Here is a 14,255-nt window from a genome sequence, read left to right as displayed (position 1 = left end):
GCCTGGGTGGAAGGATGTCCAGCATGCTCACGATCGGCCAGCTCGCGGACTACGCCGGGGTGACCACAAAAGCCATCCGTCACTACCACGAACGCGGTTTGCTCGCCGAGCCCGACCGCGACTCCTCCGGTTACCGGCGCTACACCGCCGACGACGCCGTCGACCTCGTCAAGATCAGGACCCTGGCCCATGCGGGCGTGCCGCTGGCCCGCGTCAAGGACCTTCTCGACGCCGACCCGGACGCGCTCGCGGCAGCCATCGCCGAGATCGACCACAACCTCGAAGGCCGCATCGCGCAGCTGCTGCGAACCCGCGATCAACTCGCCCAGCTGCGCGGCGGCGACCGGCTCTTCGTCTCCCAGGAAGTCGCCGACTACCTGGACGGTCTGCGTCAACTCGGTGTGAGCGAGCGCCAGATACACCTGGAGCGCGGCGGCTGGATCCTCATGCAGACCGCCTCCCCCGAGGACGCCTCCTTGTGGGTCGCCGAGAAGCGCGAGCTCATGGCTGATCCCGAGTTCCGCGCCCTCTACCTCGAACACGACGCCGCCTACGACTGGACCGAGGACGATCCCCGCCTTCCCGCGCTCGCGGACCGGACCCGGAACTGGTTCACCGACCACCACGGCTGCTCCGAGACCCGCCGCGTCGCCAACCCCGCCATCGCCCGGCTGGCCGCGCGATCCCAGCCTGGAGCCTCATCCCCCGCTTGGGACCGCCTGACCCTGCTCATGAACGGCTAGCCTCGATTTGCGTGCTGGTCAGAGCTGTTGACCGGGTCAGGCGCCTGTGCCCGCCCTCGCGAGTGTGAGGGCGGCGGGCAGCCGGGGTGGCGGTCGAGCAGGTCGGCGAAGGCCGCCGCCGCGTTGTCGGCGCGCGCCGGGTCCGCGGCGACCATACGGTCGAGCGCCAGGCCGTCGAGTGTGGCGAGGATGAGGTCGGCGAGCGGCTCCGCCTCGCCCGCCGCGACCCCCAGGGCGAGGAGGCCGCCCCGCAACGGCTCGCGCCACGGCCCGCGCAGTTGTTCGACGGCGGCCCGCCAGCGTTCGGGTTCCTTGGTGGCGAGGACGGAAAGGTCGAGATAGAGCCGGGTGGTCTGCGTGCCGCTCGGGTGCGCGAGGCTGGACCACAGATGCCTGACGAGGTCGGCGACGCTGCGCACCGCCTCGCCAGGAGGTTCGGCCGCCGCGGCCAGCCGCTGCTGCGCGAGCGCGAGGGCGGCGCCGACGAGCCGTTCCTTGCTGCCGAAGTGGTAGATCAGCATGCGGTCGCTGGTGTTCAGGGCGGCGGCCAGCGGACGCAGCGACAACCCGATGAGACCGTGTTCGAGCACGTAGTCCAGCACTTGCTCGGCCAGCTCGGCACGACGATCCATGGCTCGACCGTAGCAGCCTCACCCCCATATGTAGCGCATGCTACATTCATAAGCATGTAGCGACTGCTACATGCGAAGGGGCGGCGATGATGGGGAACAGGATGGCGCCCGTGCTCGCACCGCTGGTGTGGGGTGCGGTCGCGGGGGTGAGTACGCCGCGCGGGCCGCTGACCCCGGCAGCGGCGCTGACCAGCATCGGGCTCAGCCTGGTAGTGGGCGGGGTCGCCGGATACCTCGCCAGGTCGCGATGGGCGATGATCGCGGCGCCGGCGGTGTTCGCCATGGTCTTCGAGATCGTCCGGACCGGCGCGGAAGGGCCGAGCGTCGACGCGCCGCAGGGCGGGCTGTTCGGAGTGCTCGCGTTCCTCGCCGGGCGGGGCGTGCACGGGCTGCTCGCGTTGCTTCCGATGCTCGTCGGCGCCGCCTGCGGAGCAGGCCTTGCCCGATCGGGACAGGAAGCCGGCCTTGCCCGATCAGGCTCGGGAGCGGGCCGCGTCCGGCGCCTGCTCGGCCGGACGCTGATCGGCGTGCTCGCGATGATCGTCGCCGTGCTGGCGATCAGCGTCGCGCTGCCCGCGAGCACCGCCCCGATCACCGGTGAGCGGGCCGTCGCCGAGCTGACGGCCATCCCGAGCGGCTCCCACGGGCTCGGGCTGATGATCCGCGGCCGGGACACGGCCAAGCCGGTCCTGTTGTTCGTCCCCGGCGCGCCCGGCGCGGCCGAACGCGGAGCGGTGCGCAGGCACCTGTCCGCACTGGAGGACCACGTCGTCGTCGCCACCCTCGACCGACGCGGCGGCGGCAGCTCCTACCCGACGCTCGAACCCACCGCCACGCTGACCCCGGCGAGCGAGACCGGCGACATCCTCGCCGCCGCGAACTACCTCGGAACCCGATTCGGCAAGGACCGCATCTACCTCCTGGCACACTCCGGGGGCACCCTGCCCGCGGTGCTCGCCGTGCAACGGCGGCCCGAGCTGTTCCACGCCTACGTCGGCGTCGGTCAAGCAGTGAACACCGGCGCCGCCGACCGCGTCCAGTACGCCGACACCCTCACCTGGGCGCGCGGCCACCGGGACCGCGACCTCGCCGCCGCGCTGGAAGCCGTCGGCCCCCCGCCCTATGCCGGCATGTACGGCTACGAGCCGATGCTGCTCGCCGAGAGCAAGGTCTACGCGACCGGGAACGGCCAGGGCGGCCTCGACGAGAGCCTGGCGGCGCCCGAATACTCCTTGCTGGACAAAGTGCACCTCGTCACCGGCTTCCTCGACGCCTACGATCGCTACTACCCGCGGGCCCGCGACCTCGACCTGCGGGCCCGTGTCCCGCGGCTCGCCGTCCCCGCCTACTTCATCGACGGCGCCGACGAGGTCCCGGCACGCAGCCGGCTGCTGGACGACTGGTACGCCACCCTCCTGGCGCCCCACAAGGAACGCGCCGTCCTGCCCGGCGCCGGGCACCGGTCGCTGTTCGAGCAGCCGGACAGGTTCACCGACCTCCTCGTCGGGCGCGTCCTGGCCACAGGCGTCAGAACCTGAGCACTACGGCGGAGACCTTTCGGCAGCAGGAGAAACAGGTCACTTCCGGTTCCGGTGGACGATCTCCCTGTCGCCCTTGCCCGGATACGCCATGATCAGCAGCCGCTGGCCGCTCTGTGCCTCGCCCTTCCAGGGGAACCAGGCGTAGTGCACGCGGATGCGGTAGTGCCCCTTGCGCCCGTTGAGAGCGAGGTTGGGCAGCTCGGTGCCGCTGAGGTTGTCGTAGAGCACGATCTGGCCGCCCGGGCTGTAGTAGCCGACCTCGACCACCTTGTCCCAGCCCTTGGTCTCGACGGGCGGCCGGCGGGTGTAGGTCTCCAGGGTGACGCAGAGGTCGAAGTCGGAGTGGGTCATGACGGCCAGGATGCCGCGCGCGGAGGAGACCAGCCCGTTGCCGGGGTCCAAGTCCGGCTCGTTCTCCTCCTCGCCTTCCCCCTCGTACGTCTGCAGCACCCCGTAGTCGGTCCACTGCGGCTCCTTCATCCGGATGGCCCGGGCCGGCCTGGTGCGCGGGCGGTGGCGCGGCGTGGCGTCGCACATGGCTTGGGAGTCGGCCCGCATCGCCGCGATCTCCTGGTCCTGTTTGGCCTTCGCGGCCTGGACGATGGTGGTGGCGCTGGGACAGATGCCGGCCAGAGGATAGGTGAGGGAATCGCGGTCGACCTTCAACCGGGCCAGCTCCCGTGGGTCGTCGCGGGTGTGGACGCCGCACAGGTGGCGCCCATAGGCGAGCACGACCTGGTCGGGCGTGGTGTCGGGGAACGCGTGCAGGCTCCGTGCGCCGCGGTCGCCGCGCAGGGAGCACACGAACTTCTGCTCGGCCGTCAGCTCGCGCGGCTCGGCCTCGCCCGTGTCGATCTCCCACGGCTCGGGCAGTTCGCAGTCCGTGACGGGGCCGCGGGCCATGTCCGCCGCGGGCAGCAGGCACAGGACCATGGCCGAGGCGAGCCCCGCCAGGAGGACGTGGTGGCGGACGCGGTGATCGGGCGGGGCGGCGTACAGAAGGAGCAGGATGAGGCCGGAGGCGGTGAGCGCGAGGGCGTACCAGAGCGGGGAGATGCCGGGAGACAGGAGCTTGGTGCCATCGTAGGGGACGACGGCGCCCCGCTCGACGAAGAGGCTTTCCGGGTAGAGCCACAGCTCCCCGAAGAAGGTGGAGTGCTCCGAAGTGAACGCGCTCACGGCGCCGATCCCGCCCATCAGGAACAGGCTCAGCGTCGTGGCGCGCAATAACGTGAGCGTCCGCCGCCGCACGGCCACCAGGATCAGCACCGCCGGCGCGCCGACGCCGACGAGGAGGTCGAGCACGAACCAGTACGCGGTGGCCTCCGAGCCGGTGTACTCGCGTACCGCGTCGCCCAGCACGTTCTTCGGTCCGAGCCAGAACGGCACCCCCCGCGCGAGGTTGACGGCCGCGGGGACCAGCGGGAGCACGATCGCCAGGGTCGGCAGCGGCCACCACCTGGCGCGCACCCGCACGGGCTCCGTCCGGGGCGCGGGAGGCTGGAGCGTGCCCAGGTCGTGTGCGGACCTCGCCCACCAGACCAGCGAGAAGACCGAAACCGCGCCCAGGAGCGAGGGCATCAGCAGCTTCCACGCCACCTCGTCCGCGCCACCGAACGCCACGATCGAGACCGAGCCGGACGAGAGGAGGGAGAAGAAGACCGCGATCACGCCGACCCGTACCGTGGCGCCGCTCCAGCGCGGATCCCGCGCCTGCGCCACCAGCAGCGACGCCAGCCACACCGACCACAGGACGTCCAGCGCCCATGTCCAGTTCTGCATGAAGAAGCGGTAGTCGCCCGTCTGGTACGCGATGGTGGTGGCGACGTCATGCATCACGCTGAGCGTGCCGGTCACGAGCATGAGAACCTGCGGCCATCGGCGACCGCTCCCCCGCAGCACGCGGAAGAACAGCCATATCACCACGAGCTCGATCACATCGGCGACCAGCGACATCCACCACAGGTAGGGGATCGGCAGCTGCCAGGTCAGGACGTACACGACCATGGCGTAGAGAGCGACCCGCAGCAGTCGCGCCTCCCGGCCGTGCCGCGCCGGTTCCCCGCGCAACCGCCCGCGCAGCACCTCCCGGTACGCCCACGCCTGCACCGCCGCGATCGGCACCAGCAGGGCGGGCAGCCACGGCCACGCCCGGATCTCGTCCGCCGAGTGTCCGCCCGGGTCCGCGACGACTCTCCACAGAGGGACGAGGTCGCCGGTGACCAGTCCGACGACGGCGAGGACGATCACGACGGCCAGGTAGAGGGCCGCGAAACCGGCGGCGAGCCGGCCGAAACGATGGCGGCGCATGAGGCACTCCGGGACGGGGGGTGAGGAGGAAAGCGCCCAACCCTACTGATCCCCGCCCAAGTGGATCAAGCACCTCATCCATGCCAGGATTGCGAGAGTGGAGATGACCGATGTCACGCGCGCGATCTCGGCTGCGATCGCGGTCGCCGCCTCGCTCGACCTGCCGGCCGACGACGCGATCGTTGTCCACAACTCGAACAAGCTGGCACTTCGGCTGACGCCATGCGACGTCTTCGCCCGGGTCGCCCCGGTGGGCCAGGAGGTCGCACAGTTCGAGGTCCAGCTCGCTCAGCGGCTCGCCGAGGTCGGATGCCCGGTGTGCCCCCTGGAGCCTCGGGCGGACCCGCGTGTGTACACGCGCGATGGCTTCGCCGTGACACTGTGGACCTACTACGAGCCCGTGACACCTCACACCTCACCGGTCGACTACGCCACGGCGCTGGAGCAGCTGCACGCCGGCATGCGCAAGGTCGATGTGCCGAGCCCGAGGTTCACGGACCGGATCACGGAGGCGGAGGAGATCGTCGCCGACCCGGATCGCTCGCCGGAGCTCGCCGACGCGGACCGCGGGTTCCTCAGCGGCAGGCTGGCAGGCCTGCGCCGGGCGATCGACGACCGCGGCGCCGTGGAACAGCTGCTCCACGGCGAGCCACATCCGGGCAATGTGCTCAGCACGAAGAACGGCCCCTTGTTCATCGACCTTGAGACGTGCTGCCGCGGACCCGTCGAGTTCGATCTCGCCCATGTTCCCGAGGCGGTCTGCGAGCACTACCCGAGCCTTGACCAAGGGCTTCTGAACGAGTGCCGGCAGCTGGTCATCGCGATGGTCGCCGCGTGGCGTTGGGAACTCGGCGACCAGTTTCCGAACGGGAGGCGATTCGGGGAGGAGTTGCTGCGCCTGCTGCGCGAGGGTCCTCCGTGGCCGACACTCGACACGGTGACCAGGCGACTGGACGGTCAGGGCGACGCGCCGGCGCTCCGGGCTCTGCACGGGGCCAGCTGAGGCCGGTCGGCCTCCAGCCGGAGACCGGAGGTCGCACCGGTGGCCAGGATCGTCCTCATGCCTTCAGCTTCCCTCCGCCGTCGACGGTGAGGACTGTCCCCGTGGTGAAGGCGTTGCCGACCACGAACGCGATCGCGGAGGCGATGTCAGCCGGCTCGGCCACGCGGTTGAGTGGTGAGGCGGCGGCGAAGCCCTTCATGGCCTCGGCCCTGACCGCCTCGTCCAGCCAGCTCCACCACTCGGTGTCCACCACCCCCGGCGAGACCGCGTTCACCCTGACCGGCGCCAGTTCCACGGCCAGGCCGGGGACGATGGCCTCGATCGCACCGTTGATCGCGGCCAGCCCGCTGGAGCCGGGGAAGGCCGCGCCCGCCGAGGCGGCGGCGATGAAGGTGATCGAGCCGCGCTCCGACAATGCCGTCGCCGCCGCCTTCGCGGTCAGGAAGTGCGGGATCAGCTTGTCTTCAACGGCCTGGCGCAGCGCGTCCGCGGTGATCGCGGAGAGCGGCCCGGCGGCCTGGCCGCGCCCGCTGACATTGATCACCACGTTGTCAACCGGGCCGATCCGGTCGAAGAAGTCGCGTGTGGCCTGCTCGTCCCTGGCGTCCACGACGTAACCCGTGCCATCGGTCTCCTTGGCCGCCTGCTCCACCCGCTCGGGAGTGCGCCCGGTGACGATCACTTCATGGCCCTGCTCGCTCAGCAGCTTCGCGGTGGCCAGGCCCACGCCGGCGGTTCCGCCAATGATCACAGTACGCATTGTTCAGACCTTCTTTCGAGTCACCTTGCCTCGAAATCATAAATCGAGACATTGTGTCTTGTAAAGTGGGGGCCATGGCAGGCAGACCGAGAAGCGAGGCGTCCAGGCGCGCGATCCTGCGCGCGGCCCTGGATCTGTGTGAGCGCGACGGGTATCAGAACGTCACGCTGAAGGGCATCGCGCAGGCCGCGGGCACCGGCAGACAGACCGTCTACCGCTGGTGGCCGACCAAGGCGGAGGTGATGCTTGAAGCGCTGACCGCGTTCGTCGAGGCACCCACAGGCAGCGAGGACCTGCGCACGTTCCTCCTGGAGACCTTCCGGCTGAGCGGTGGCGCGGTCGGCGGCGTGGTCGTGGGCCTGATGGCCGACGCGCAGAGCGACGAGGCGTTCGCCGTGCACATGCGCGGGTTCATAGACTCCCGCCGGCAGGCGCTGCGTGCCGTGCTCGTCAGGACGCTGTCGGCGGACGTGGATCTGGAGCTGGCGGTCGACATGGTGTTCGGCGCGATGTGGTACCGGTTGATGAACCGCCACGCGCCTGTCGACGAGTCACTCGCCGATGAGGTCACCACGATGCTTGCCCGGCTGTCGTCGTAGCGCGCGTCCGACGTCCGACTCGGGCGTTCCCGAAGAAGGGCGGCCTCGGGGCGTGCCCTGTTCGCTCAGGACGCCCGAGGCGCGTCTCTCGTGGTCAGGAGCCGTCCGCCAGTGCTCCGATCGCGGCCACGGTGTGGCCGCCCGCGGCCTTGCACGTCCACAGCGCCGCCCCACCCGCCCGCTCCGGATGCAACCCGAAGGAGTGCGCCGGGCAGGTCGGCCAGATCTCGCCCTCCTGCTCGGCGATCACCCCCTGCGCGAGATCGGCGATCAGCACGAGGGTGGCGACCGGCTCGTACGCTTCGTCCGCACGCAGCCCGTCGCTGGAGTACTGCCCCTTGTACTCGACGCGCAGGTGGCCCAGGTCGTCCCACTCCGGGGAGTCGAAACCGAGCCGCCCGGGGACACCGGTGGCCTCCATGTCGCGCCGAACGGCGAGCACCGCGCCGTCCAGCACCTTGTTGGTGGTCATATCCCCCATCCTTCCGCACTTCCACCTCCATTGAGAGCCCCGGAACTCCTCGCCGAGGTCGCTGATGATGATCGACACGCCGCGCTGGAGCAGCACCCTGGCCGCCAGATACGCCGCGCACGGCCGCCAGTACGCCGACCGTTTCGGCGCCCCGCCGGATGCGTGACCTGGCCGTCCGCACGGCGGCACTCGCGCCGCGGCCGATCGACTTCTCCGCGTTGTCCCGGTAGGCCGGACACGCCGTTTTTCTGGTTCGTGGTGAGATGACAGCCATGGATGTGATTCTTCGTAAAGCGTCGGAGTCATGGGGTGTGCCGCTCTCGGAGGCGGTCGATCTGGGGGGTTCTTCGCGGTCCACAGTGATCCGGTGCCGTACGGGTGACGGGCGGAACGTGGTGATCAAGGCGTACAAACCGGACGCCTTTCGGTCTTTCACCGCGGAGGCCGCCGGGCTGGCGCTCGGCGCGGGCTCGGGCCCGAGGTTGCTCGCGGTGGACACCGAGTACCCGCTGCTCGTCATGGAGGACCTCGGCGAGGCGCCGAGCCTGGCCGACGCGCTGCTCGGGGAGAGCCCCGAAACCGCCCGCGCGGCCCTGCTCGCCTGGGCGATCGCCTACGGCCGGCTCGCCGCCGAGACCACCGGGCGCGAGGACGAGCTCGCCGCGCTGCGCGCCCGCTACGACCGGGGAGAGCAGCAGTGGGGCGAGGACCCCGAGCTCCGCGCGGCGGCCGAGGCGCTGCCCGGCGTGCTCGACGCGCTCGGCGTGGCCACCCCGCCCGGTCTGGCCGCGGAGTTGGCACCGATCGCCGATCTGGACAAGGGCCCCTACCCGGTCTACTCCCCCGGCGACATCTGCCCGGACAACAACCTCATCCTCCCGGACGGCATGCGTCTGCTGGACTTCGAGGGCGCCGGCTTCCACTCCGTGTTCCTCGACGCCGTCTACACCCGCATGCCGTTCTCCACCTGCTGGTGCGTCTTCCGGCTGCCCCCGGCGATCCAGGAGGAGATCGAGTCCGCGTACCGGTCCGAGGTGGCGAAGGGCCACCCCGACCTGCTCGACGACGAGGCGTGGCGGGCGGGCATGCGGCTGGGCACGATCGCGCTCACGGTGCAGATGACGACGCTGGTGCCGCGCGTGCTGACCGGGGACCGGCCGCTGCATCCCACGCGGCGGGCTCCGAGCATGCGTCAGCTGTTGCGCCACCGCTGGCAGGCCCTCCTGGCCGACCTCCCGCCCGGCTCCGCCGTCGCGGAGGCCATGCGCGGCCTGCTCGCCGCGACGGAGAAATGGGACTGCCCCGCCCTGCCGCCGTATCCGGCGTTCGCCGGCTGACCGGTCGGCAGGCGCCGTGGCGTCTTCCGGTCACCGGCCGCTGCCCGTTACGCAGATTTAGTACGGTATGTCGTCTGCGTAACGGAAGTGACAAAATGCAACGCATGATGCTCAGGTGACGAGAGGCGCGCTGCTTGAACGACGAGTTCCGGCTGACCATCGAAGGGTTGGCCAAGGAGTACAACCGGCAGGCCGGAGAGCTGCGCGCGGCCTACGGCAGGCTCTCCGAGCTGACGGGGACCGCCGAGTCCGCAGACCGCCTGGTCCGCGTGACGGTGGGCCCGCGCGGTCAGGTGCAGGAGATCGAACTCGACCCCCGGGTGTACCGCAAGCTCGCGCCGTCGCAACTCTCCCGCGAGATCATGCAGCAGATCGGCGCCGCCACGGAACAGGTCGCCGAGCGGACGAAGGAGCTCATGGCGCCGTTCATGCCGGAGGGGCTGCCTCTGGAGGAGGTCCTGGGCGAGGGGGCGAGCATCGACGCGTTCCTGCCCCGGCCGGTGGAGCTGCCGGCCGAGGACGGGGACGTGCGTGGGTGACACCCGCGCCGGCGGCTACCTGGCCGTCTTCAGCGGCCTGCGGTCACGTTCCGCGCAGTTGGACGACAGCGTCGAGCACGCGTGGGAGCTGAAGGACCGGCTGTCCGCCGTCTTCGCCCGCGAGGGCAACCCGCTCGGCGACGACCAGTACGGCGCGGAGCTGGAGAAGAACCAGTGGATCATCGAGAACGGCATCCTCGTGGCCTTCGACGAGTACATCGCCGAGCTGGAGGACCTGCGCGACGGATTACGGGCCAGCGCGACCAACTACCAGGCCGCCGAGGGCTACGGGGATCCCGGGTACGCCACCGGTGACGGCCCGGCCTACCCGCGGGGCGGGTGAGCCGCCGTGGGATTCGACGGTTTCCTCGTGCCCGACTGGGCCAAACCGTTCGTCGGCTACGCCGTCGGCATGGACTGGCCCGAGGGTGACGAGGACGGCTGTTTCCGGCTCGCCGACGCGTGCGCGGCCACCGCGCAGGACGTCCTGGACGGCTGGGGCCTGGCGGACTTCACCCGGCTCGGCGACGACTGGGACGGCGACGCGCTGAAGGAGTTCGTCACGCGGGTCCGGTCGGTGTCGGACCCGGCGCTGGTCAAGCTGATCGAGCAGCTCGTCTCGGCCGCGCTCCGGTACAACGATCTCGGCGTCCAGGTCCAGTACACCAAGCGGATGATCGAGGTCTCGGTCTGGTTCCTGATCTTCCAGATCATGTGGTTGCTGGCCGCCACCGCAGGCCCCTGGGGACCGGCGGCCGCGGCCATGGTCGGCGCCCGGGTGCAGCTGACCCGGCTGGCCATCGCCCAGCTCGCCAAGCGGCTGCTGATCAACATCGCCCTGTTCGGCGGCCTGATGGGTGGCATGGACCTCGCGGTGCAGGCGTCCCAGTCCCGGCGCGATCATCTCGACTGGGAACAGATCATGGCGTCGGCCGGCACGGGAGCACTCCTGGGCGCCTTTCTGACGGGCTTCACCGGGATCGTGCCCGCCAGGTCCATGTGGGGGCTGATGGGCCGGTCCGGCCTGGCGAGCAGCGCCGCCGACCTGACCACGCAGATCAAGAGCGGGCAGCCGCTCGACCTGGACAGGCTGTTGAAGAGCTTCACCTCGGGCGTGCTGGGCGGCGCGGACGCCCACTGGGCGAGCTGGAGCCCGTTCGCGCAGGGCAAGCCGGGCCCGGGGCCGGTCGGGCATCCGCGCCCGGAGAACTCCGGCGCGCGGGTCCACGGGAGAGCTGACGGTGACGGCACCAGGCTCGCCGACGCCGGGGCCAGGCAGGACGTGTCGTTCAGGAGCGAAGCCGGCGTCGACGCCCTGATCAACGGCTCCCGGAGCATGGAGCGGCCCGGTTCCTCCCACGCGGGCGACACCACGCTGTCCGGCCACAGCCCGTTCCAGCTCCTGGAGTACTCCGGCCGGCCCGGCGACGGTTACGTGAACGGGAACCTGTGGGGCAGGTACGGCGCGGCAGGCGTCCTGATCAGGGGCATGGACGAGCAGGGGCAGCCGCGGTACCTGCTCATGCAGCAGAGCCAGCACGTCTCCAACCCCGGCAAGTGGCAACTGCCCGGCGGAGCCCTCGACAGCCTCGAACGTCCCGTGCACGCCGCCGCCCGCGAGCTCAGTGAGGAACTGGGCGTCGGCCAGCGCTACCTCGACCGGCTGAAGCTCAGGGGCGAGCACGCGACGGAGGTCGGCGGCACCGGCTGGAGGTACACCAACCTGGCCGCCGACGGCCCGATGTTCACCCCGAGGCTCGACTCGGTCGAGGTCAGTGGCGCCAAGTGGTTCACGCTCAAGGAGCTCGCCGCGATGGCGAACCAGGGCGACCTGCACCCGGCCCTGGCCAGGGCCCTCCCCGACCTGCTGGCCCGCTTCCACGACGACGGGGGCGCGCCCCCCGCCGCGCACACCGGGCCGGGGTCGGGGCATCCGGGCCTGGGGCAGACCATCCGCCGATCCGGGTCGGGCCTGTACTACACCGCGCCCGCCCCGCACGTCCCGCTGGACGCGCCCTTCGGCAGCCGATTCGTCAGCCCCACGTTCGGGGACGTGGTCTGGACGGGAGTCCGCGACGACATGTCGCCGGCCGAGCTGGACGCGGCCCGGCGCTTCGCCTCGGGCAGGCACAGCTTGATCAACCGGTTCCTGCGCATGGGCGACGACGCCTTCCAGCACTTCGCCGAACACGAGATCCCGGCGGAGCGGGCGCGGACCATCGAGCAGATCGAGATGCTGACCTCGCTCGTGCAGCGTCAGCCGGTCCCCGAGACGATCGACGTGATCCGGATGCTGACCTTCCATCCGGACCTGTTCAGCGTGCCCATCGAGGAGCTCGTCGGAACCGTGCAACGCGAGCCGGGATTCCTCTCGACCAGCCTCGGCGACGAGGCGAAGTATCTGGGGGACGTGCACCTGCACCTGCGGGTGCCCGCGGGCACCCCGGCCTTCTTCCTGAAGCTGGTCAGCAAGCTCCCGGACGAGGAGGAACTGCTGCTGGGCCCGGGCCTGCCGTGGTTCGGGGAGGACGTACGACTGCGTCGCGGCGAATGGCACATCTACGGCCGGGTGCTGACGCCGGAGGAGACCGGCCGCTGATGGAGGAGACGACCTCTTGTCGCTGAAGGACCAGCCCGTCTTCCGGACCGTCCGGGCGCCGGACTCCTATCCGCGCACGACGTCCGCCGCGGTCCGCTACGTCCCGATCCTCAAGGACGGGGTCGTCATCGGCTACCTGTGGGCCGCGACCACGGACGACGCGGCCCGGTACATGCCGCGCGGGCAGGCCGGTGACGCCGCCTTCGACGCCGCCGTCGCCTGGACGCAGCGCCTGCGCTGGGCCAAGGCCAACGGCATGACCCCGCTGCGGGCGCTGCGTCACTGGGCCGGCGAGGCCGAGGACGCGCGTGCGGGCCGGGTCCCGGTGGGGATGCCCTTCGAGCTGGCGTCCTTGGAGGCGCTGGTGGAGCTGGCCGCCGCCGGATGACGGGTACCGCACGGAGTCCTCGCCTGGTCCTCACGCGGACCGGGCGAGGCCCGTCTTCGGGGCCGAGCGTCTACCGCTGTGACATCGGCAGGTCAGCACGCCCGTTGTGCCGGGCCTGCCAGCCGGACACCGCGGCGATCGCGGTGGGCGGCAGCGGGATAGTGCGGGCCTCCAGCCAGTCGGGCCGGAAACCATTCAGGCTGTGGTCGGTGTCGACGGCCTGCGGTGCGGCCGGCAGAGCGGACGGATCCGAGGCAGCCGCTCGCCGGCCGAACTAGGTGAACATCGTGCCATCAAGGCGTCCGCTGCGCGGCCGCGCCACCGCGGAAATTCGGTAGCTTCCGCGCAGCGGTCGTCGTTACCGTGCCGGGGTGATCTACGAGCATCCTCTGGCGTACGTGCTGGGCCTGGAGGGCATCGCCCTGATGCGGGCCTACACCGGCGAGCACGACCGCGCGTTCGTCGAAGCGCGCCTGGCCGAGATCCGCAAGCTCCTCGACAACGACTCCCTGGCCGACGCCGCCGTCGAGGTCACCCGCGTGGACACCGTGGCCGGTTACCGGATCTGGTCGCAGACCTACGACGCCCCCAACTCCGCGTTCGACCTCGACGAGCCCTTCATCAGGGAGATCGTCGACGCGCTCCCGGTCGGCGACGCGCTCGACGCGGCGTGCGGCACCGGCAGGCTGGCGGCCTACCTGGCCGGTCGCGGCCACCAGGTGCGCGGCGTCGACAGCTCGCCCGACATGCTGGAGCGGGCGCGCCGGCGGGTGCCACAGGCAGAGCTCCGACTGGGTGACCTGTCGTCCCTACCGATACCCGACGAGTCCGTCGACCTGGTGGTCTGCTCGCTGGCGTTGACGCATGTGCCAGTGCTTGACCCGGTGCTGGCCGAGTTTGCCCGGGTGGTGCGGCCGGGCGGGAATGTGGTGATCGCCGACATCCATCCCGAGGGCGTGGCCCGGGGAGTGGTCCCGCCCGTACGCCTGCCCGACGGACGGCCGGGCAGGGTGGCCACCTACCGACATCTGGTCGGAGACTACCTACGAGCCGCACTGGCGGCGGGGCTCCAGGTGCGGCGGTGTGACGAGCCCCTGCACCTGCCAGGCGAGCCGGGCGAACGGACCGACGTCCTGGAGCCGTGGGACGTGTGGCCGTGGGCCCTGTGCAACCTGGCCCCCGAGGCGGCGCACGCGGCCGTCGCCGGAACGGCGTCGATGCTGTTCTGGCACTTTCAGCGCTAGCCGGCCGGCGCGCGCAAGGCCGTCACCGTGGCGGGCTGGGGCCGATCCCGCTGACATGCCGATCAGCCGAGCCCGCTCGCTGTCCGAC

The 14,255-nt window shown here is 71.0% G+C and carries 14 protein-coding genes; 10 read left to right on the top strand and 4 right to left on the bottom strand.

Annotation, left to right across the window (positions count from 1 at the left end):
• Nucleotides 1-23: 23 nt before the first annotated feature.
• The gene (locus ACIA8R_RS42060; protein WP_397043151.1) at nucleotides 24-743 is read left to right on the top strand and encodes a MerR family transcriptional regulator; all 720 of its coding nucleotides are present in this window, start codon (nucleotides 24-26) and stop codon (nucleotides 741-743) included.
• Here ACIA8R_RS42060 and ACIA8R_RS42055 read toward each other — a convergent pair.
• A complete protein-coding gene (locus ACIA8R_RS42055; protein WP_357701459.1) occupies nucleotides 740-1,375 on the bottom strand; it encodes a TetR/AcrR family transcriptional regulator in 636 nt (211 codons plus the stop codon). The genes ACIA8R_RS42060 and ACIA8R_RS42055 overlap by 4 nt on opposite strands.
• 110 nt (nucleotides 1,376-1,485) lie before the next feature.
• On the opposite strand from ACIA8R_RS42055, the gene ACIA8R_RS42050 reads away from it, so the two are divergent.
• A complete protein-coding gene (locus ACIA8R_RS42050; RefSeq protein WP_397043149.1) occupies nucleotides 1,486-2,913 on the top strand; it encodes an alpha/beta fold hydrolase in 1,428 nt (475 codons plus the stop codon).
• 39 nt (nucleotides 2,914-2,952) lie between these two features.
• Here the strand turns inward: ACIA8R_RS42050 and ACIA8R_RS42045 are convergent, their stop codons facing one another.
• Nucleotides 2,953-5,226, bottom strand: a complete 2,274-nt coding sequence (locus tag ACIA8R_RS42045) for a hypothetical protein (protein ID WP_397043148.1) — start codon at nucleotides 5,224-5,226, stop codon at nucleotides 2,953-2,955.
• 103 nt (nucleotides 5,227-5,329) lie between these two features.
• Here ACIA8R_RS42045 and ACIA8R_RS42040 point away from each other — a divergent pair, with 103 nt between their 5' ends.
• On the top strand, nucleotides 5,330-6,229 hold the full coding sequence (locus ACIA8R_RS42040) for a phosphotransferase (protein ID WP_397043265.1): 900 nt from the start codon (nucleotides 5,330-5,332) through the stop codon (nucleotides 6,227-6,229).
• Nucleotides 6,230-6,284: 55 nt separating this feature from the next.
• Here ACIA8R_RS42040 and ACIA8R_RS42035 read toward each other — a convergent pair whose 3' ends face one another.
• Entirely contained in the window at nucleotides 6,285-6,980 is a 696-nt protein-coding gene (locus ACIA8R_RS42035; RefSeq protein WP_397043146.1) for an SDR family oxidoreductase, read from the bottom strand.
• A gap of 83 nt (nucleotides 6,981-7,063) precedes the next feature.
• Here ACIA8R_RS42035 and ACIA8R_RS42030 point away from each other — a divergent pair, with 83 nt between their 5' ends.
• Nucleotides 7,064-7,588, top strand: coding sequence for a TetR/AcrR family transcriptional regulator (locus tag ACIA8R_RS42030; RefSeq protein WP_397043144.1), 525 nt, complete (start codon nucleotides 7,064-7,066; stop codon nucleotides 7,586-7,588).
• Nucleotides 7,589-7,682: 94 nt separating this feature from the next.
• Here the strand turns inward: ACIA8R_RS42030 and ACIA8R_RS42025 are convergent, their stop codons facing one another.
• Complete coding sequence (locus ACIA8R_RS42025) at nucleotides 7,683-8,060, bottom strand: hypothetical protein (protein ID WP_364094968.1); 378 nt, start codon at nucleotides 8,058-8,060, stop codon at nucleotides 7,683-7,685.
• A gap of 392 nt (nucleotides 8,061-8,452) precedes the next feature.
• Between ACIA8R_RS42025 and ACIA8R_RS42020 the strand changes: the two genes are divergently transcribed.
• The 6 genes from ACIA8R_RS42020 (at nucleotide 8,453) to ACIA8R_RS41995 (ending at nucleotide 14,167) form a co-directional block, all read left to right on the top strand.
• Complete coding sequence (locus tag ACIA8R_RS42020; RefSeq protein ID WP_397043142.1) at nucleotides 8,453-9,397, top strand: hypothetical protein; 945 nt, start codon at nucleotides 8,453-8,455, stop codon at nucleotides 9,395-9,397.
• A 134-nt stretch (nucleotides 9,398-9,531) separates the two neighbouring features.
• A complete protein-coding gene (locus ACIA8R_RS42015; RefSeq protein WP_397043140.1) occupies nucleotides 9,532-9,936 on the top strand; it encodes a YbaB/EbfC family nucleoid-associated protein in 405 nt (134 codons plus the stop codon).
• A complete protein-coding gene (locus ACIA8R_RS42010) occupies nucleotides 9,929-10,279 on the top strand; it encodes a hypothetical protein (RefSeq protein WP_357701443.1) in 351 nt (116 codons plus the stop codon). Before ACIA8R_RS42015 ends, ACIA8R_RS42010 begins: the two co-directional genes overlap by 8 nt.
• A 6-nt stretch (nucleotides 10,280-10,285) precedes the next feature.
• Nucleotides 10,286-12,535: an NUDIX domain-containing protein gene (locus tag ACIA8R_RS42005; RefSeq protein ID WP_397043138.1), complete on the top strand. Its 2,250-nt coding sequence runs from the start codon at nucleotides 10,286-10,288 to the stop codon at nucleotides 12,533-12,535.
• A gap of 16 nt (nucleotides 12,536-12,551) precedes the next feature.
• Nucleotides 12,552-12,923: a hypothetical protein gene (locus tag ACIA8R_RS42000; RefSeq protein WP_397043136.1), complete on the top strand. Its 372-nt coding sequence runs from the start codon at nucleotides 12,552-12,554 to the stop codon at nucleotides 12,921-12,923.
• A 371-nt stretch (nucleotides 12,924-13,294) separates the two neighbouring features.
• Nucleotides 13,295-14,167, top strand: coding sequence for a class I SAM-dependent methyltransferase (locus tag ACIA8R_RS41995; protein ID WP_364094989.1), 873 nt, complete (start codon nucleotides 13,295-13,297; stop codon nucleotides 14,165-14,167).
• Nucleotides 14,168-14,255 lie beyond the last annotated feature (88 nt).

The sequence above is a fragment of the Nonomuraea sp. NPDC051191 genome (assembly GCF_044455665.1).
Taxonomy (GTDB): domain Bacteria; phylum Actinomycetota; class Actinomycetes; order Streptosporangiales; family Streptosporangiaceae; genus Nonomuraea.
This window is presented reverse-complemented; position numbering and strand designations above follow the sequence as displayed.